20 protein-coding genes and 1 pseudogene are annotated in these 17,303 nt (G+C 63.0%); 8 read left to right on the forward strand and 13 right to left on the reverse strand.

The genetic code is table 11. The features are described 5' to 3' along the window. Positions 1-23: 23 nt before the first annotated feature. Positions 24-779, reverse strand: coding sequence for a cytochrome c biogenesis CcdA family protein (locus KUL25_RS05805; protein WP_257892076.1), 756 nt, complete (start codon positions 777-779; stop codon positions 24-26). A 111-nt stretch (positions 780-890) separates the two neighbouring features. Here KUL25_RS05805 and KUL25_RS05810 point away from each other — a divergent pair, with 111 nt between their 5' ends. Continuing rightward, positions 891-1,115, forward strand: coding sequence for a sulfurtransferase TusA family protein (locus KUL25_RS05810; RefSeq protein WP_257892077.1), 225 nt, complete (start codon positions 891-893; stop codon positions 1,113-1,115). Positions 1,116-1,207: 92 nt separating this feature from the next. On the opposite strand, the gene KUL25_RS05815 is transcribed toward KUL25_RS05810, so the two are convergent. From KUL25_RS05815 to KUL25_RS05825, 3 genes and pseudogenes are all read right to left on the reverse strand, one after another. Beyond that, positions 1,208-2,284 carry an ABC transporter ATP-binding protein gene (locus KUL25_RS05815; RefSeq protein WP_257892078.1) on the reverse strand — a complete coding sequence of 359 codons (1,077 nt, stop codon included), beginning with the start codon at positions 2,282-2,284 and terminating at the stop codon, positions 1,208-1,210. Next, a complete protein-coding gene (locus KUL25_RS05820; RefSeq protein WP_257892079.1) occupies positions 2,281-3,087 on the reverse strand; it encodes an ABC transporter permease in 807 nt (268 codons plus the stop codon). The genes KUL25_RS05815 and KUL25_RS05820 overlap by 4 nt, the downstream gene beginning before the upstream one ends. Positions 3,088-3,299: 212 nt before the next feature. After that, a pseudogene (locus KUL25_RS05825) lies at positions 3,300-4,148 on the reverse strand (ABC transporter permease); the annotation flags it as partial. Positions 4,149-4,652: 504 nt separating this feature from the next. Here KUL25_RS05825 and KUL25_RS05830 point away from each other — a divergent pair. Together KUL25_RS05830 and KUL25_RS05835 are read left to right on the forward strand one after the other, a co-directional pair. Continuing rightward, positions 4,653-5,747 carry a VPLPA-CTERM sorting domain-containing protein gene (locus tag KUL25_RS05830; RefSeq protein WP_257892080.1) on the forward strand — a complete coding sequence of 365 codons (1,095 nt, stop codon included), beginning with the start codon at positions 4,653-4,655 and terminating at the stop codon, positions 5,745-5,747. Positions 5,748-6,010: 263 nt separating this feature from the next. After that, positions 6,011-6,349 carry a c-type cytochrome gene (locus KUL25_RS05835; RefSeq protein ID WP_257892081.1) on the forward strand — a complete coding sequence of 113 codons (339 nt, stop codon included), beginning with the start codon at positions 6,011-6,013 and terminating at the stop codon, positions 6,347-6,349. A gap of 70 nt (positions 6,350-6,419) precedes the next feature. Here the strand turns inward: KUL25_RS05835 and rpsI are convergent, their stop codons facing one another. Both rpsI and rplM read right to left on the reverse strand, forming a co-directional pair. Next, a complete protein-coding gene (gene rpsI, locus KUL25_RS05840; protein ID WP_068360402.1) occupies positions 6,420-6,914 on the reverse strand; it encodes a 30S ribosomal protein S9 in 495 nt (164 codons plus the stop codon). Next, complete coding sequence (gene rplM / locus KUL25_RS05845; protein ID WP_068360404.1) at positions 6,914-7,378, reverse strand: 50S ribosomal protein L13; 465 nt, start codon at positions 7,376-7,378, stop codon at positions 6,914-6,916. Before rplM ends, rpsI begins: the two co-directional genes overlap by 1 nt. Before the next feature lie 251 nt (positions 7,379-7,629). Between rplM and KUL25_RS05850 the strand changes: the two genes are divergently transcribed. Both KUL25_RS05850 and speD read left to right on the forward strand, forming a co-directional pair. Next, positions 7,630-8,193: a hypothetical protein gene (locus tag KUL25_RS05850; protein WP_257892082.1), complete on the forward strand. Its 564-nt coding sequence runs from the start codon at positions 7,630-7,632 to the stop codon at positions 8,191-8,193. Between the two features lie 188 nt (positions 8,194-8,381). Then, positions 8,382-8,783 (forward strand): adenosylmethionine decarboxylase, encoded by a 402-nt coding sequence (gene speD, locus KUL25_RS05855; protein WP_257892083.1) that lies wholly within the window; start codon positions 8,382-8,384, stop codon positions 8,781-8,783. Positions 8,784-8,860: 77 nt separating this feature from the next. On the opposite strand, the gene KUL25_RS05860 is transcribed toward speD, so the two are convergent. Continuing rightward, entirely contained in the window at positions 8,861-9,280 is a 420-nt protein-coding gene (locus KUL25_RS05860) for a PaaI family thioesterase (RefSeq protein WP_257892084.1), read from the reverse strand. A gap of 70 nt (positions 9,281-9,350) precedes the next feature. Here KUL25_RS05860 and KUL25_RS05865 point away from each other — a divergent pair, with 70 nt between their 5' ends. Further along, complete coding sequence (locus KUL25_RS05865) at positions 9,351-10,145, forward strand: enoyl-CoA hydratase (RefSeq protein WP_257892085.1); 795 nt, start codon at positions 9,351-9,353, stop codon at positions 10,143-10,145. A gap of 116 nt (positions 10,146-10,261) precedes the next feature. Here the strand turns inward: KUL25_RS05865 and KUL25_RS05870 are convergent, their stop codons facing one another. The 3 genes from KUL25_RS05870 to KUL25_RS05880 form a co-directional block, all read right to left on the reverse strand. Then, positions 10,262-11,728, reverse strand: a complete 1,467-nt coding sequence (locus KUL25_RS05870) for a carboxypeptidase M32 (RefSeq protein WP_257892086.1) — start codon at positions 11,726-11,728, stop codon at positions 10,262-10,264. Beyond that, a complete protein-coding gene (gene ctaA, locus KUL25_RS05875; RefSeq protein WP_257892087.1) occupies positions 11,728-12,867 on the reverse strand; it encodes a heme A synthase in 1,140 nt (379 codons plus the stop codon). The genes KUL25_RS05870 and ctaA overlap by 1 nt, the downstream gene beginning before the upstream one ends. A gap of 212 nt (positions 12,868-13,079) precedes the next feature. Beyond that, the gene (locus tag KUL25_RS05880) at positions 13,080-13,856 is read right to left on the reverse strand and encodes an RNA methyltransferase (protein ID WP_257892088.1); all 777 of its coding nucleotides are present in this window, start codon (positions 13,854-13,856) and stop codon (positions 13,080-13,082) included. 122 nt (positions 13,857-13,978) lie between these two features. Here KUL25_RS05880 and KUL25_RS05885 point away from each other — a divergent pair, with 122 nt between their 5' ends. Further along, the gene (locus KUL25_RS05885; protein WP_257892089.1) at positions 13,979-14,608 is read left to right on the forward strand and encodes a thiamine phosphate synthase; all 630 of its coding nucleotides are present in this window, start codon (positions 13,979-13,981) and stop codon (positions 14,606-14,608) included. Here the strand turns inward: KUL25_RS05885 and olsA are convergent. The 3 genes from olsA to KUL25_RS05900 form a co-directional block, all read right to left on the reverse strand. After that, entirely contained in the window at positions 14,605-15,435 is an 831-nt protein-coding gene (olsA, locus tag KUL25_RS05890) for a lyso-ornithine lipid O-acyltransferase (protein WP_257892090.1), read from the reverse strand. The two genes, KUL25_RS05885 and olsA, sit on opposite strands and share 4 nt — an antisense overlap. Then, entirely contained in the window at positions 15,428-16,204 is a 777-nt protein-coding gene (gene olsB / locus KUL25_RS05895) for an L-ornithine N(alpha)-acyltransferase (protein WP_257892091.1), read from the reverse strand. Before olsB ends, olsA begins: the two co-directional genes overlap by 8 nt. Positions 16,205-16,390: 186 nt before the next feature. Beyond that, the gene (locus tag KUL25_RS05900) at positions 16,391-16,594 is read right to left on the reverse strand and encodes a DUF3553 domain-containing protein (protein ID WP_068360432.1); all 204 of its coding nucleotides are present in this window, start codon (positions 16,592-16,594) and stop codon (positions 16,391-16,393) included. A 20-nt stretch (positions 16,595-16,614) separates the two neighbouring features. Here KUL25_RS05900 and KUL25_RS05905 point away from each other — a divergent pair, with 20 nt between their 5' ends. After that, entirely contained in the window at positions 16,615-17,238 is a 624-nt protein-coding gene (locus KUL25_RS05905) for a histidine phosphotransferase family protein (RefSeq protein WP_257892092.1), read from the forward strand. The last annotated feature ends 65 nt before the right edge of the window (positions 17,239-17,303 follow it).

The raw sequence follows: 17,303 nt of genomic DNA on the forward strand, positions 1-17,303 counted from the left end.
GGATTGCGGCAGGGCTAGGGCAATTACCCCAACTGGCCCAGGGCTGGAAACGTCTCCAGCAACCAGAACGCGAAGGCCGAGAATGCCCCCGTCATCAGCGCCAGGCCTACGGCCACCAGAAGCACGCCCATGATCCGCTCGATCAGCTTCATATGCCGCTTCATGCGCCCCATAAGGCCCTGGGCGCGGTCGATGAAGGCGGCGGCCAGAAGGAACGGCAGGCCAAGCCCCACCGCATAGACCCCCAACAGCAGCGTGCCGCGCTGGACGCTGGATTCCTGCGCCGCAATTGACAGGATCGCACCCAGTTGCGGGCCGATGCACGGGGTCCACCCGAAGGCGAAGGCAAGGCCCAGAACATAGGCCCCCAGGGTCGAGCCCCCCTTGTCCCCCGCATCCAGCCGCGCTTCGCGATCCAGCAGCGGGATGCGAAAGATACCCAGGAAATGCAGTCCGAAGATGATCACGATGGCGCCCGAGATGCGCGCCAGAAGGATCTGGTTTTGCAAGAAGAACTGCCCCAGAAGCGACGCCGTGAAGCCCAGGAAGACGAAGACGGTCGACAGCCCCATCACGAAGAAGATCGCCGGGATCAGCGCCTTGCGTCGGGCGGCCTTCGCCTCTCCCTCGATATCGCTCATCGTGATCCCGCCCATGTAGGCCAGGTACGGCGGCACGATCGGCAAGACGCAGGGGCTGAGAAAACTCAGGATCCCCGCCGCCAGCGCCACGATCATCGCCGGCAAAAGCGAGGCGTCAAAAAGGTCAATTCCGAACATGTCCCACCCTTATTCCGACCGACGCGCGCCGTCACGGGGCCATTCGGTCACATTCGCGTGGACGCAGGCCCCGCAGGCCCGTATCAGCCTCCAAGCCAAGAGATTGACCCAATGCACGAGATCGACGCCCGCGACCTGCTCTGCCCCCTGCCCGTCCTGCGCCTGCGCAAGGCGCTGGAACGGGCTGAACCCGGCGACACGCTGCGCCTGATCGCCACGGATCCGGCGGCTCTTATCGACGTGCCGCATTTCTGCACCGAACAAGGCCACGATTTCCTCGGCGCCACACCGCTGGATGGGCGCGCCACAGCCTACACCGTTCGAAAACGCGCCTGAAGCGGCCCTTGCGCGCGCCGCTCCCCCTGCTTCATCTTGCCAAATACAACTCAATCCCACAGCCCGCCACAGGCCCCGCCGCCTGCCGTGGCTCAGGCACCGAACACCACCATCGCGCGCGGATCCCAAGCGACACGGGTGCGCGCGCCCACGGCCAGCACCTCGCGCCCCACCACGTTGCGCATGGAAATGCGCACAGGCGCGGCAGACCCATCGAGGCGGACATCATAATAAGTCATGTCGCCATAATAGACGACCTCATCGATCACGCCCTCGGTCTCACGGGCGCGCGTCGTCTCGCCTTCAAACAGGATCGAGAGCGTCTCGGGTCGCAACCCGACCTCGCAGTCGCCCGACACAGCCCCGCCGGGCATCTGCCCGGTCTCCAGCGGCGCCGTTCCAAGGCCCGCCACCTCCACCGATCCCTCCTGCACCCGGCCCGGCAGGAAGTTCATCACCCCGATGAAATCCGCCACCCGGCGGCTATTGGGACGGCGGTAGAGCACCTCTGGATCATCGAGTTGCGCGATCTCGCCCTCGAACATGACCGCGATGCGGTCCGACATCACCAACGCCTCTTCCTGATCATGGGTAACCAGAATGAAGGTGATGCCCACATCGCGTTGCAGCTTGATCAGCTCTACCTGCATCTCTTCGCGCTTCTTGCGATCCAGTGCCGACAGCGGCTCATCCAGCAGCAGCACCTTGGGCTTCAGGATCAACGCCCGCGCTAGCGCCACCCGCTGGCGTTGCCCGCCTGACAGCGCATGGGCCGCGCGGCTTCCGTATTGCCCCAGCCCCACCATGTCCAACGCTTCGCCAATGGCGCGCGTCTTTTCGGCGGCACTCATGGCCGCGCGGCGCAGGCCAAAACCGACGTTCTGCGCCACCGTGAGGTGGGGAAATATCGCATAGCTTTGGAACACCATGTTGGTCGGTCGCTCATTGGGCGGTACCCCCGCCATATCCCCGCCCGACAGCGTGATGACGCCCGATGAAATCTCTTCAAATCCGGCGATGGCGCGCAGAAGCGTGGTCTTGCCACAGCCAGACGGCCCCAGCAGCGAGAAGAACTCGCCCGCCCCGATCTCGGCACTGATGCCGCGCAGGGCGTGGTAGTCGCCATAGTACTTGTTCACGTCACGCAAGGTGATCAGCGGCGCAGTCATAGGAAGCCTCCGGCGTCGGATTGTCCGGCGCGGCGCAGGCCACGGCGGCGGAAGATGTCGGCCACGATCAACAGACAGATCGAAAGCGCCACAAGAATGGTGCCAAGCGCCATGACAACCGGCAGCCGCGCCGGGAACCGCAACTGCCCCCAAAGGTACACCGGCAACGTCGGCTCATTGCCCGACAGGAAGAAGGCGATGATGAATTCATCCAAGCTAATGATGAAACAGATCAGCAACGAGGCGATGATCCCCGGCGTCACCAGCGGCAGGATGACAAGGCGGAAGGCACCCGCGCGCGTCTCGCCCAGATCAACGGCGGCCTCTTCCAGCGATACGTCGAGGCCTGCGAAACTGCCCTGAAGGATCGCGATGGCGAACGGCATGCACAAAAGCGTGTGGCCCAGGATGATCGTGTAGATCGACGTATCAAGGCCCAGTTGCATCAACACCACCAGCAGGGATATCGCCACGATCACCTCGGGCAGGACCAGCGGCAACATGATGAACCCCATGATGCCCGCCTTGACCGGGAAGTCGTACCGCGTGGCGGCCCGCGCAGCGAACAGGCCCAGACAGGTCGCCAGAACCGCGACCGACACCGCGATGATCAACGAATTTATTGTCGCCTCATGGAGCGCCGGGATCGTGGCCAGTTGCGTGAACCAGTCCGTCGTGAAGCCCCGCAACGGAAAGGCGATGATCGTGCCGTCATTGAAGGCGAAAATCGGCAGCAGGATGATCGGCGCGTAAAGGAAAACCAGGTAGACGACAGCGAAAGTGCCAAGGGCGGAAAACCTCATATCCCCCACCTCCCCTTCGGCAGGAATACCGCGATGGCGATCGCTCCGCCCGCCATGATCAGCGCCATGACCCCCAATGTACCCGCGGGCCCGAAATAGGCGTCGCCGTTTTTCAGCACCCACCACAGGATGCCGATATCAACGACTGCCGCAGACCCCGCCAGCCCAAGGCCGGCAAGGCCTCCGCCAACACGGTCGTTCAAATGCACCCAAAAGCGGATGTGCAAGATCCCCCACGCCAGCGTGATCGTGACCCAGGCCATGGCAAACACCGCCAAGGTCGCCCCCATGGGCCGGTTCGACAGGTCGAAGATCTGCACGTAGATCATGTTGGCGATCATCGTGCCGCCCGACCCGCCCACAAGGCGCGGCGTCACGTAGTCGCCTACCGTCGGGATCGAGACGATCAGAACGGCGGCCAGAACCCCCGGCATGGCCAGGGGCAGGGTCACACGCAGAAACGTCATGGCGGTGGCCTCGCCCAGGTCCTTTGCGGCCTCCAGCAGGCTGCGGTCGATCTTCTCCAGGCTCACGAAGATCGGCAGGATCGCAAAGGGCGCGAAGGCATGGGCCAGTGTGATGACAACGGCATTGGCATTGTAGAGGATGAACGACAGCGGCTCTTCGATGAAGCCAAGCCCGATGAGCGTGCCGTTGATCGGTCCGTCATAGGCCAGGATCACGCGCCACAGGAAAATTCGGATCAGGTAGCTGGTCCAGAAGGGGATCGTGATCAAGAACAGCCACAGCGCCTTCTTCTCAGGCCGCACGTGAAAGCTGATGAAATAGGCAATCGGGAAGGCCAGCACGACCGTTACCGCCGTGACCGAGGCCGCGATCCGCAAGGACCGCAACATCAGCGCCCGGTAAAGCGGGTCCGTCAGCGCCTCGCGGTAGTTTTCTAGCGTAAAGGTGCGGTCGATGGTCAGGAAATTCTGGGTCCAGAAGCTGAACATCACGATCGTCAGAAGCGGCACCGCCAGAAGCAGCAGCGCATAGATCAGCGCCGGGCTGACCGTGATCAGCCCCTGCCGCGCCTCTTTTGACATGCCGCGTGCCATCGCCGCTCCACCCTGTTGCGCGGATACGATTGCCGCTTGTGACGGCGATCACAAGACGGGATCGCACCTGCGGCGTCGTAAATTTCTTCGCAGCAAGCGGTGTTGATCACCCTGACGGCGTGCGCCCCTGATCGATGAACGGCCCTCACATCCGATTGAGGCAAGTGATTCTGCCAGATGTGGCCTTGCGCGGACCACAAGGGCGTCGATGCCCTCTCCCGCATCGCTTCAAGGAAACAATAGCCCGACGCCACGGTGGATTGTTAACCTCTTGTTCTGAATTTCGGCCCTTTTTGCGTCCCGAATTGACATGGATCAACTCCGACGCAGTGCAGATCTGAAAAGTGACACGTGACATATGAATATTCGAATGTATTTGTGGTCAAGATAATGTGAACATCGTTCAAAAAGAGGGTCAAGATGAAGAAAACACATTTAGTTCCGTTATTATTAACCACAGCGATGGTAGCCACGCCGGTTGCCAGCGTTGCCAGTACCGTTGGCTTGACCTGGAACACGGACAACGTGGTCGTAGGCCCATCAGTACCCACCCCCGAAGGTGATTTGGCCGCTGTCAGCGTTGTTTATCAGGGCTTGCCTGATACGGCAGAGACCAATGGGCAAGTGTACTACGAGGCGCCGGAAGCCAACTCACCCGGCCTGATCGGGATCACGCAACAGTACACGACCGGACAGGGCACTTTCGACGGCTGCATCCGCGCCAGTGCGGCTCTTGAATGTGCGACTGGCTTCCAGACGGGCAACCGTTTCAAGCTGCAACTCACGGATACCGGGGCCGTTGATCTCGTTTTCGATGTCAACAATCTTCCCGCCGGAGAAAACATCTACCAGGTGTTCGGGCGCGCCGTGAACCTTACCACGCAAATGCTCGATTCCTTCGTGGTCGAGCTTGGCTACGGTGTTGGTGACGATTTCGTCGGCTCCGGTGCAGATGATGGTCTGAGTTTCGCCCAGAACCTGGAGCTTGGCCCGAACGACCTGACGGCCTTCACCCAATATCCGTTCGGGCTTTTCGGGGATGCACCGACCAACAACTTCACGCTGGATGGCTTCTTCGATGATGAGCGCGCTGGCTTTGATTTGGACATCACCGAGGATATTCTGTCGACCTTCGGGATGTACGGTGCCTACGACGACCTTTTCGGAAACTGGCTGTCCCGGGAAATGGCGCCCCAGGGTCTGCTGTGGGACGACGACGGCGATCCCAACACCGATGCCCTAGTGATGGCCTACTTCAACGAGGAGACCGGATTATGGGAGGTTCTGCGCAACGTCGACGTTAACGGCGAGGCGGAAAGCATTCTCAACAATCCGCTCTTCTTCGCGACCCGTGCCGAGGTTGAAGCCGCACTAGGCGTTCCGCTCGACTACGAGTTGAACATCGAGGATCTTGCCAACCTCAACCTCAACTTCGGGATCTCGCTTGCCGACAATTTCCAAGGCAGCAACTTCACGCTCCGCTTGGCGAGCACGGCGGTTCTTGCCCCCATTCCGCTTCCGGCAGGCGCATTGTTCCTGATTGGCGGTCTTGCGGCCCTGGGCGCTTTGCGGCGGCGTCGCGGGCAGTCTGTCGCCTGACTGCAATCCAACCCAATTTGAAAGGCCCCCAGCGGAGACGCCGGGGGCTTTTTTCGTCTTGGCACCACTATGGCCCGCCCGGCGCAGCATACATCCGCACCGCCAAACCCCGGATGTGACTGCGTCCCTGCCGCCCATCCCTGCGGAATATTTGACCCATATCGCTTCAACGCGTCCCGAAGCCTCCAGACTGACGGGTAGCGAAGGTCGGCCCGTTGGTGAGAGGGCGCGGCTCTCGATGCAGAAAACTGAAGGAGAACGTTATGGATTTCGCACCAACCTTGGCAGGCGCAATTTCACTGGCAGCCCTCTTCGCGTTGCCCGTGGCTGCGCAACAGACCATGACCGCCGGTCAGGACCAGTATATGCAGGCATGCGCAAGTTGCCATGGCGCTAGCGGAACTGGCGACGGTCCGCTGCTTGATATTATCATGTTCATTGATGGGCGCACCGGCATTCGAGGTCACGGATACCCGATGCCAGTTTGGGGAGATCGCTTTTCGTCCGAACTCGGCGAGTCCGCCGGCCCCTATGGCGCGGAACTGGCCATTCGCGGCCGGGTGCTGGCACTCGCCGAATACTTGGAATCCATCCAGCAATAAACGTGAACGCAAATGAGACAGGCCGCCCCGTTTGAGGGCGGCCTGCGTGCAATTTGTCGTGATCCAGGGATCAGCGCTTGGAGAACTGGAAGCTCTTACGGGCTTTCGCCTTACCAAACTTCTTACGTTCAACCACACGGCTGTCGCGGGTCAGGAAGCCTGCCGCTTTCAGGGCACCGCGAAGCGAGGGCTCATAAAGCTGCAATGCCTTGGAGACACCGTGACGGACCGCACCGGCCTGACCGGAAAGGCCACCACCTTTAACGGTTGCCATGACGTCGAACTCGCCATCCACACCAGCGACGGTGAAGGGCTGACGCAGCATCATCTGCAACACGGGACGCGCGAAGTAGACGGGCATGTCCTTGCCGTTGACGGTGATCTTGCCGGAACCGGGCTTGATCCAGACACGGGCGACCGCGTCCTTCCGCTTGCCGGTGGCGTAGGAGCGTCCAAGCGCATCGCGCTGGGGCTCACGGGTGATGGTTTCCACGACAGGAGCTGCCGCTTCAACGCCTTCGACGGAGCCGCGCAGCTCATCGAGGGAGGAAAGGGTCTCGGCCATTATTTAGCCCCCCGTGTGTTCTTGGAGTTCATGGAAGCAACGTCGACAACGATCGGATCCTGCGCCTCGTGGGGATGCTCGGCACCGGCATAGATGCGAAGGTTGGTCATCTGTTGACGCGACAGCTTGCCGCCGGGCAGCATGCGCTTGACGGCTTGCATCAGCACGCGCTCGGGGTACTTGCCCTCAAGGATCTGACCGGTCGTGCGGGATTTGATGCCGCCCGGATAGCCGGTGTGCCAGTAGTTCGGCTTGTCGCGCTTGTTACCCGTCACCTGCACCTTTTCGGCGTTGATGACGATAACGTTGTCGCCCATGTCCATGGACGGCGTGAAGGACGGCTTGTGCTTGCCGCGAAGACGCATGGCGATCACCGACGCAAGACGGCCCAACACAACGCCTTCGGCGTCAATGATGATCCATTTCTTGTCGATATCCGCCGGCGTGGCAGAGAAGGTTTTCATCGGGTATTTCCTTACGGGTGAGCTTGGCGGCCGGAATGGCCGCTTTGCCCCAGAAAAACGAAAGAGGGCACCTGCCCCCCGAACATGAGCGTCTTCTAACGGGTTGCACCGCCACGTCAAGGGGTGTGAATTGGCGTGTAGCAAGCAAAAACAATGACTTACATATGGGGTTCTATTTTACCCCATAAATTTCAACGCGATTTGACCCTCACCGCCGAACTCTCGCCAAAAGCCCAAGCCATCAAGTCCCCATGATCCGCCTGACCGCCCTCACCATCTTCACAATCGCCAGCCTCTTCGGCTGCGGACCGGAGCGCTATTCGTGGAACCAGCGCATGACCGTCATGGTCGAGACGCCGGACGGGATCGTGACCGGGTCTTCAGTTATCGAGGTCAACGCTACTTATTGTCCAGACGGCTGCGGGTTGGCGCGGGATAGTATCGGGTCTTTCAACTATCGCGGCGAAGCGGTTGCGGTGGAGGTTCTGCCAGGACAGTGGCTTTTTGCGCTCATCGGTGCGCCTGGCGAATTGATCTACCACGCGCGTCCAGATTTGTTCGGCGGCATTCGGCGCAGCGACCGTGGGCAATGGGCGCGATTGATCCCAAATGTGACGGGGGCGGTTGAGTTGACCGGAGGCTTGCGGCCAAGGCTTGTGACTTTCGCCGACATCGCCGTTCCCGCGAGTGTGGAGGCCGTCGATGCAGATAAACTGGCCGCAACGTTTGGGGAAGATGTGCGTTTGGTCGAGGTAACTCTGGACGTGACACGGGAAGATGCAACCCTTGGCCGCGTCCCCTCCGTGCTTTCATAGTTGGAGGCAATGGAGCGCGGTATGTTGGACGATGCGCAATTCAGCAGCCTATCTGCTGAAAATCGCTTGGCAAACGATCTCACTCGACTTGATTTTTGGAGGCCCTGAAGCGCCACTGCGAGACCACAAGTCAGCACCGAGGAATACGCCCTTGTACCCACCCCTCCCACCACAATATCCCCTCTCCCATGGCCATCACACCAAACACCAACCCAAACACTACCCACCTCACCCACAAAGGCGAGCAAACCTATGCCGGCACCCACCTGATCATCGACCTCCACAACGCCCGCCACCTCGATGACCAACTCCTCATCGAACAGGCCCTCCGCGACGCGACCGAGGCCACCGGCGCCACGCTCCTGCACATCCACTCCCACCGCTTCTCGCCTCAGGGCGTCACCGCCATGGCGATCCTGGCCGAGTCCCATATCTCCTGCCACACCTGGCCCGAGATCAACTATGCAGCGTTCGATATCTTCATGTGCGGCGACACCGATCCCCACGCCGCACTGCCCGTCCTGAAAGCCGCCTTCGAGACCGAAGACATCCAAGTCACCGAACTCCACCGCGGACACCTTCCCGCCTGATACATTCCCCGTTCCAGAAATATCCCGGGGGCTGGGGCAGAGCCCCAGCGCGCTCCCTTCGGAGCGCAATAGAAGACTCACTTCGGCGGCATCGAATAGGTCATCGACGCCCGCGCCACCGGCTCCTCCATTCCGTCCGAGTAGATCAGGCAGTCCCCCACCGCCAACACCCGGCCGATCTTCAACAACCGGCACTCGCAGATCAGATCCACCCCGGCCACCGGCTTGCGCATGAAATCAAAAGATCCGCCCGTCGTCACCGCCAAAGCCTCCCGCCCCTTCATCGCAAGCACCGCGATATAGACCGAGACATCGGCCAGTGCGAACATCGCGGGCCCCGATACGGTGCCGCCCGGGCGCAGGTGCCGCTCGGCCACGGGCATGCGGACGCGCACAGCACGATCCGCCACCGCCTCGATCACGAAATCCCCGCGCACCTGCGGGAAAACCTCGTCCAGGTAGGCCGCAATCTCATCAACCTGCATCGCTACGTTCATTCCGCTTTTCCCTCCGCCATTTCGTCGCTACCTTTTCCAAAATGCACCGACGGCGCAAGGGAGGCCCGCCATGACCGATCCACTGGTGATCCGCGAGGATCGCGATGCGATCACGCATCTGACGCTGAATTCGCCGGGCAATCTCAACGCGCTCTCCGATGAGATGTTGGCGGCCCTGCAAAAGGCCCTCGATACACTGTCCAAGGACACCTCCCAAAAGGTCATCGTTCTGAAAGGCGCGGGCCGTGTGTTCTGCGCGGGCCATGACCTGAAGCAGATGCAGGCCGCCCGACAAGCCGAGGATCGTGGTGCCGCGGCGTGGAAAGACCTTTTCGATCGCTGCTCGCACCTGATGCAGACGCTTCCCCGATTGCCACAACCGGTGATCGCGCAGGTCCACGGGCTAGCGGCGGCGGCGGGATGCCAGCTGGTCGCCTCCTGCGATCTGGCGGTGGCGACCGACGATGCGCGCTTCGGAGTGAACGGGGTCAACATCGGCTTGTTCTGTTCCACGCCGATGGTTGCGCTCAGCCGCGTCATGCCACGCAAACAGGTGTTCGAGATGCTCACGACAGGCGAGTTCCTGGACGCCGCCCGCGCCCGCGAGGTGGGCCTGATCAACCGCATCGCCGCCCCTGACGCGCTGGACGCCACGACTCAGGAATTGGCCGAAACCATCGCCGCCAAACTCTCGTCCGCAGTGAAAGTCGGCAAACAGGCGTTCTATGCCCAGGCGGACCTGACCCTCGCCGACGCCTATGCCCTGACCGGCGACGTGATGGTCGAGAACATGCTGAACGCACAAACCAACGAGGGCATCACGGCGTTCCTTGAAAAGCGCAAGCCCGATTGGGCCACGTCCTAGACGCTTTCGCCCCCTCCTCGCTTGCGCTCGTCGCAGCTTCAAGACGGGGCAGCTGCGAGGCGGCTCAGCGCTCTTCCAGAGCGCGGAGCCAAGGAGGGGCTGGCTCCCGAAGGGACCTACACCCCGAACAGACCGCCGTATTTCGCATCCAGGTAGTCCAGCAACGGTGCCTCGGAAATCTCGATGCCACTCGCGTGCTCGATCGTTTCGCGCGGCGTACGCAGCCCGCCGTGGCGTTGCAGGTTTTCGCGCAGCCACGCCAGCGCGGGCGCCGGATCACCGACCTCCAGCGCCACGTCAAGATCCGGCACATCGCGCCGCAGCGCCGCATCGAGGCACCCCGCGTAGACGTTCCCCAAGGCATAGGTCGGGAAGTAGCCGAACAACCCCACGGGCCAATGCACGTCCTGCAACAGGCCGTTGGACGGCTTGTCGACGGCCATCCCGAAATCCGCGGCGAACCGTGTGTTCCAGGCCTCTTCAAGGTCCTCGACCTCCAGTTGCCCGCCGAACAGCTGCCGCTCCAGGTCGAAACGCAGCATGATGTGGAGGTTGTAATGCACCTCGTCGGCCTCGGTGCGGATATAACCCGTCTGGACGCGGTTGATGACGCGGGCGAAATCCTCGGCGTGGGCTGTGAGCGGCCCGAAGTGTTCGACCATGCGCCCGTGCAAGTACCGCGTGAACGGGGCGGAGCGTGCCAGCTGATTCTCGTAGATCCGGCTCTGGCTTTCATGGACTCCCATCGAGACCCCCTGCCCAAAGGCTGTCAGGCGAAACTCTGGCGCGATGTTCTGCTCGTAGGTGGCGTGGCCGACCTCGTGGATCGTGGAATAGAGGCACCCCAGGGGTTCCGCCTCGTCCACGCGCGTGGTGATGCGCACATCGGCACCCGAGCCGGAACTGAACGGATGCACCGCCAGATCAAGCCGCCCGTGGTCGAAGTCATAGCCGAAGGTCGCCGCGATCTCATGGCTCAGCTTCAGTTGCAGCGGCTTGGGAAAGTGGCCCGCCAAGGACGGGGGCATCTGCGCGCCCGCCAACCTGTCGCGCAACGCGACAAGGCGCGGGCGCATCCGGTCGAACAGGGCGCCGATCTCGGCGGCGGTGGTGCCGGGCTCGTAATCGGCGATCATCGCATCATAGAGGTCGCCACCCTCCGCAATCGCCGCCGCCTCTTCGCGTTTCAGGGCCACGACGTGTTTGAGCGTCGGCAGAAACGCCGCCACGTCCTGATTTGCCCGCGCCTTGGCCCAAAGGCCTTGGCTCAGCGAGGTCAGGCGCGCCAGTTCCGCCGCCAGTTCCGCCGGCACCTTGACGGCCCGGGCATGGGCGCGGGCGATCTCGCGCAGCTGCGCGCGGTCCACGTCCGTCCTGGCCTCGGCCGCCGCGAGCCATTCGCCGACCCGAGGGTCGGTGCGTCGCGCGTGCAGTACGCCTTCAAGGGCTGCGATTTCCGCACCCCGCTGCTCGGCGGCGCCCGGCGGCATCATGGTTTCCTGATCCCACCCCAAACGGCCCATGACCTGGCCGAGGGCCTCGGTCGTGTGGTTGAAGCTCAGCAGATCGTCCAAGGCGGCCATCAGGCGGCTCCTCTCACGGATTGGGGCAATGGGTAGCGCGACAGGAAGCGCGCCCGCAGGATCAGCGTGATCAACACGACCGCGCCGAACTGATGGGTGATCGCCAGGTACCACGGTGAAGAATGCATGACGGTCACGATGCCAAGCACGATCTGGCCGAACATCATTACCAATACCCAGTCAAATGCTCGTTTCGTAGCCGAACGGGCCGAGCGGCGCGCCACGATCCACGCGCCGATGCCGAAGAGAAACAGCACATATCCGGTGATCCTGTGGAAGAATTGCACCGTGCCGTCGTTCTCGAAGAGGTTGCGGTACCACGGCTCGATCGCCCACATGCCCGGCGGTGTGAAGGCGCCGGCCATCAGGGGCCAGTCGATGTAATTGCGGCCCGCGTCGATGCCCGCCACCAGCGCGCCGATCAGGATTTGCAGCGCGGTCAGGTGCATGAGACCCGTCGCCATACCCGCCAATTTGCGGTCCCCATCGCGTCGTGCGGTCATCAACTCGGCCTCGGCCCGGCCAAGCAGCATGATGTACCAGGCCATCAGCCCCAGGATCAGGAACGCCAGGCCCAGATGCACGGCAAGGCGGTAAGAGGCCACATCAAACATCCCCGGCGCCATGCCGGAAGCAACCATCCACCAGCCTGCAAGCCCTTGCAGCCCGCCCAGGGCCCCCAGCAGCACAAGGCGCCCGGTCCAGCCCACAGGCACGGATTTCGTGGCGAGAAGACCCACGAACCCGATGGCCCAAACCACCCCGATAAGCCGCGCCCATTGGCGATGGCCCCATTCCCACCAGTAGATCACCTTGAATTCCTCAAGGCTCATGCCGCGGTTTTGTTCCTGGTATTCGGTGGTGGCGCGATAGGCTTCCAACTCGGCCTCCCACGTCGCCTGATCAAGCGGTGGGATCGCGCCGGTGATCGGCGCCCATTCGGTGATCGACAGGCCCGAGTCGGTCAGGCGTGTCAGCCCACCGATGGCGATCTGCACAACGACCATGACAAAGAGGATCATGATGAAGACCCGCACCCGCGTGCGGCCCCGGCCCCGGTCGCGGCTGACACCGCCCGGCGTAGCCGCAGGCTTCTGGGCCGCATTCACATCCTCAAAAATATTGCGTTGTCCAGCCATGGCGCGTCCCTCTTTACGTCTTGGCCCCTGACCTATCGCGGCCCCCGGCCTCCTTCAAGCACCCGCGACACCACGCCCGGACGCCTCGTAGACCGTCGCCGTACCGCACTGCTTCATCTTGCCCCTACACCTCCGGGGAGAGGCGATGTTTTCCTTGGAAAAACCTCGCTGGGGGCAGCGCCCTCGTTCCGCCCGCACCGCAACGCATGCCCTCAAAGATCCTTGCGCCGCCCCTCGGCCCATCTCACCATCTGCCGCATCACCCCGTGCAACGTCTGGACGTCGGCGCGCGTCAAATTCAACCGACCCCACAGGTTGCGAAGGGTCAGCTTCATGCTTTCGGCCTTGGCGGGCGGCCAGAAGAAACCGGCCTCCTCCAGCCGCTCTTCATAATGGGCGCCAAGCTTCTCGACCTCCAGCGTACTGGCGAAGTCCGTCTTGGCCAGAGCCATGACCTCTGCGGGCACGCTCGATCCCTGTCGTTGCCACTCGTAGGCGCACAGCAGCACGCATTGCGCGAGGTTGAGCGACGGAAACGCCGGGTTCACATCGACCGAAATGATCGCGTTGGCAGGCGCGATGTCCGCGTTTTCCAGCCCCGCGCGTTCGGGGCCGAACAGGACGCCCACCTTGCCACCAGCGGCGATGATTTCGCGGGCCTGTTCCATCGCGCGCTCGGGCGTGACGACGGGCTTTGTCAGGCCCCGGTCGCGGGCGGTCGTGGCAAAGACATAGGTGCAATCATGCAGGGCGGCGGGCAGGTCTTCGAAGAGGCCCGCGTCGTCCAGAAGCCGCCCGGCGCCGCTGGCCAGTGCCACGGCGCGTTCATTGGGCCAGCCATCGCGCGGGGCCACGACGCGCATCCGGTCGAGGCCGAAGTTCCACATCGCGCGCGCCGCCGCACCGATGTTTTCCCCCATCTGGGGGCGGACCAGAACGAAGGCGGGTTGCCCCGGGCGGGCGGTGGGGGAAGGCGTGATCTCTGACATGGCCTGCCCATAGCGAGGGGGCGGGTGTGGCGCAAGATGCCGGGCAGACAAGGGCGCCCGATTGCCTTGGGCCTCAAGGGGCGGTATCAGCGCCAAGCCTTCGCCTCACCTCAGGACGCCCCATGGAAGACTTAGACACCCCCGAAACTCCGCAACTCTACCTCATCACCCCCACGGTGTTCGAGCCGGAGGTCTTCGCACCCCACCTGGCGGCCGTTCTGGATGCCGTGGAGATCGCCTGCGTCCGCCTTGCCCTTGCCGCCGACGACGAAGATACCCTGGCGCGCGCCGCGGATCATTGCCGCGAGGTCACCCATGCCCGCGACGTGCCACTGGTGATCGACCGCCATATCCAGTTGGTGGAGCGGTTGGGCCTCGACGGGGTGCATTTGACCGACGGCGCGCGTTCCGTGCGCGACACCCGCAAGACCTTGGGCGCGGATGCCATCATCGGCACCTATTGCGCCGCGTCGCGCCATGAGGGGATGTCCGCAGGCGAAGCCGGGGCCGACTACGTCAGTTTCGGCCCTTTGGGCGAAAGCGGATTGGGCGATGGAAGCCGGGCCGAACGCGATCTGTTTGCCTGGTGGTCGCAGATGATCGAGGTCCCCGTCGTGGCCGAAGGCGCGCTGGACGCATCGCTGGTGGAGGCGTTCGCCCCGGTCACGGATTTCTTCGCGATCGGGCCCGAAATCTGGCGCGCCGACGATCCCCTTGCCGCCCTGATGGCCCTGACAGCGCCGCTGCGCTAAGCCGCGCCGTCGGCTTGAAGACCGCCCCGCACGGCCTCTTCGGCGGCCCGGGCGAGGGCCTTTCGGTTGGGTGCCTCGGCCACCGACAAAGGCGCGTGATAGGCCACGCGGACATGGCCTTTTCCCGGCGTCGCAAGGATTTGCAGCAGGCTCGGCCCAAAATCCATATCGCCCCACCACCCGTAGTGGCGCGGGTCGGCCCCCGCAGGCGCGGTATAGCTGATCGTGATCGGCTGCACATGAAGCCGGTCGCGCAGGCGCTTTGCAAAGAAAGCCTCGAACAGCGTCGTCTTGAAGGGCAAGACCTGATGGCCGTCCGTCGATGTCCCCTCGGGGAAAAACAGCAACTGGTGTCCCGCGATCAGGCGATCTTCAAAAAGCTTTGTCTGCGCCGCCGCCTCGGCCCGGTTGCGGCGGATGAACACCGTGCCGGTGGCGCGCGCAAGCCAGCCAATGCCGCCCCAGCCCGCGACCTCGGATTTGGCGACGAAATACATCCGCTTGCCCGCATTCAGCACAAAGATGTCCAGCCAACTGACGTGATTGGCGACAAAGGCGCCCGGCGTCTTCATCGGCTTGCCCGTGACGGCGCGCGTCAGCCCGAGGCACCGGCAACCGACCCTGCAGACCAGTTGCGTCAGGTAGGGTGTCACCGGGCGCTTCAGGCCCCAGATCCAACGCTCGGGCAGGCGCAGAAGCAACAGCAGCGGAAAGCAGATCAGCAGGGTCGCGACCAAAGGCAGCCCCCGGCGAAGGATGCGGAGCCATTCGGCAAGCCCAAGGGCGCGGCGCGCGGGCTCGGGGGGGCCATGCCAGGTGTCAGCCACGGGTGCGATCCCTTTGGTAGATGGCCCGATGCCCCTCGGACATGCGCGCCACATCCATCACGAGGCAGACATCGATGCAGTTGAAGGGACGGTCGATGTAGGCCCCCTCGCCCACGAACCCGCCCAAGCGCAGATAGGCCTTGATCAGGGCGGGCATGGCGCGGATCGCGGCGGGGCGATCCAGCGCGCCCTGTGCAATCATGTCCATCGCAAGGCTCCCCTCGGCGCGGGCCTTGGGGCGGATGTCCTCGGGGGCCAGATGGCGGTGATGGAGCAGCGACAGCTGACCCGCCAGCGGCGCGGGGTCCAGCCCGTGGAAGCTGGCAACGCCAAACATCACCTCGATCCCGTGCTCGGCGATGTAGTCGGCAAGGCCACTCCACAGATGCATCATCGCGGTGCCGCCGCGATAATCGGGATGCACGCAGGACCGCCCCAACTCCAACAGCGGGCGGTTCGAGGCGCGCAGGACGCCGAGGTCATATTCGTCCTCGGAGTAGAAAGAGCCCGCCCGCGCCGCGCCATCCTCGCGCATCACGCGATAGACGCCGACGACCTGATCACCCTCGGACCGGCGCCGGTCCAGCAGGATCAGATGGTCGAAATAGGGGTCGAATCGGTCCATCTCCAGACCCGCGTCATGGTCAACCATCGGCCCGGTGCCGCCCAATTCTTCGATGAAGACCCGGTAACGCAAGCGCTGCGCGGCGCGGATTTCCGCCGGGGTCCTAGCCAGGCGCAGCTCCAGATGCGGCTCATCAATCTGCATGATTTGCGGTTATTTCCCTTGGATCAGCCGCGCGCGCGGGCGCTCGTCAGGATGCGAAACGGGTGTAGCAGCCTCTTGTGCATTTGCAAGACGGGCGCAAAGATAACGCGCACGTAAACTTTTCACCCGCGTCATAAGAGCGTGTTAAGAACGTGTTAACCACTTGCCCCTAGGGTAGCGCCGAGTTCAGGAAGGATCATCGATGACCAATGCGATTCGGCGACCGTCTAGAACCAGTTTTCCCTCGTTCTCGAAGTTCACCGTGACCCGGCCGGAGATGTTCGATTGTACCTGCCCCACGCCCCAATCAGGCGCTTTGGGATTGCGCACGTACATGCCGGGCTCAAGGATTGCCGTGATGTCTGCGGCGTCTCCGTTTTCTTTTTCCATAGTGTGAAGGGCCTTCTGCCATGCGTGACGAATTGATTGAACCAGTCACAAGTCTGGCCGATCTGGTGGCCTCGCGCCTGTGTCATGACCTAGTTAACCCACTGGGCGCAATCGGCAATGGGGTTGAGCTGTTGGAGATGACGGGAAAGGCCGATGGCCCGGAGGTGGAACTGATCCGCGACGCCGTGCGCGCGGCGCAAGCGCGCATTCGGCTGTTCCGCCTGGCCTTTGGCGGGGCGTTGCCCGGTCAATCCACCTCGCTGCGCGAGGCGAAACTGGTGGTGGAGGGGTATTTTCACCAAAGCCGCATCACCACAGAATGGCTCGCGACGGGGGACCGATCGCGGCAGGAAACCAAGCTGGGGTTTTTGATGCTGCTTTGTGCCGAAACGGCCTTGCCAATGGGCGGGAACATCCGCATCGGCCCCGATCAGACGGGCCATTGGCAGCTGGAAGCGACGGGCAAGCGCTTGAACGTTGACGAGGACCTATGGGAGGTATTGCGATCGGGCGCGCCTGCCCATGGGCGGGCGCTGCGCCCCGCCGACGCGCAGTTTCCGGTGCTGTTGCAGGCGGCAGAGGCCTTGGGCATGACGGTCAACTACGTGCTTGAGGCCGAGACATTCCGAATGTCGACAGCCTAGGCCGGACGCCTGAGAATGGGCGCCTAATAATGGGCACCTGAGACGGGACGCCTGAGATTGGACCT

Source organism: Gymnodinialimonas phycosphaerae, assembly GCF_019195455.1.
Lineage (GTDB): Bacteria > Pseudomonadota > Alphaproteobacteria > Rhodobacterales > Rhodobacteraceae > Gymnodinialimonas > Gymnodinialimonas phycosphaerae.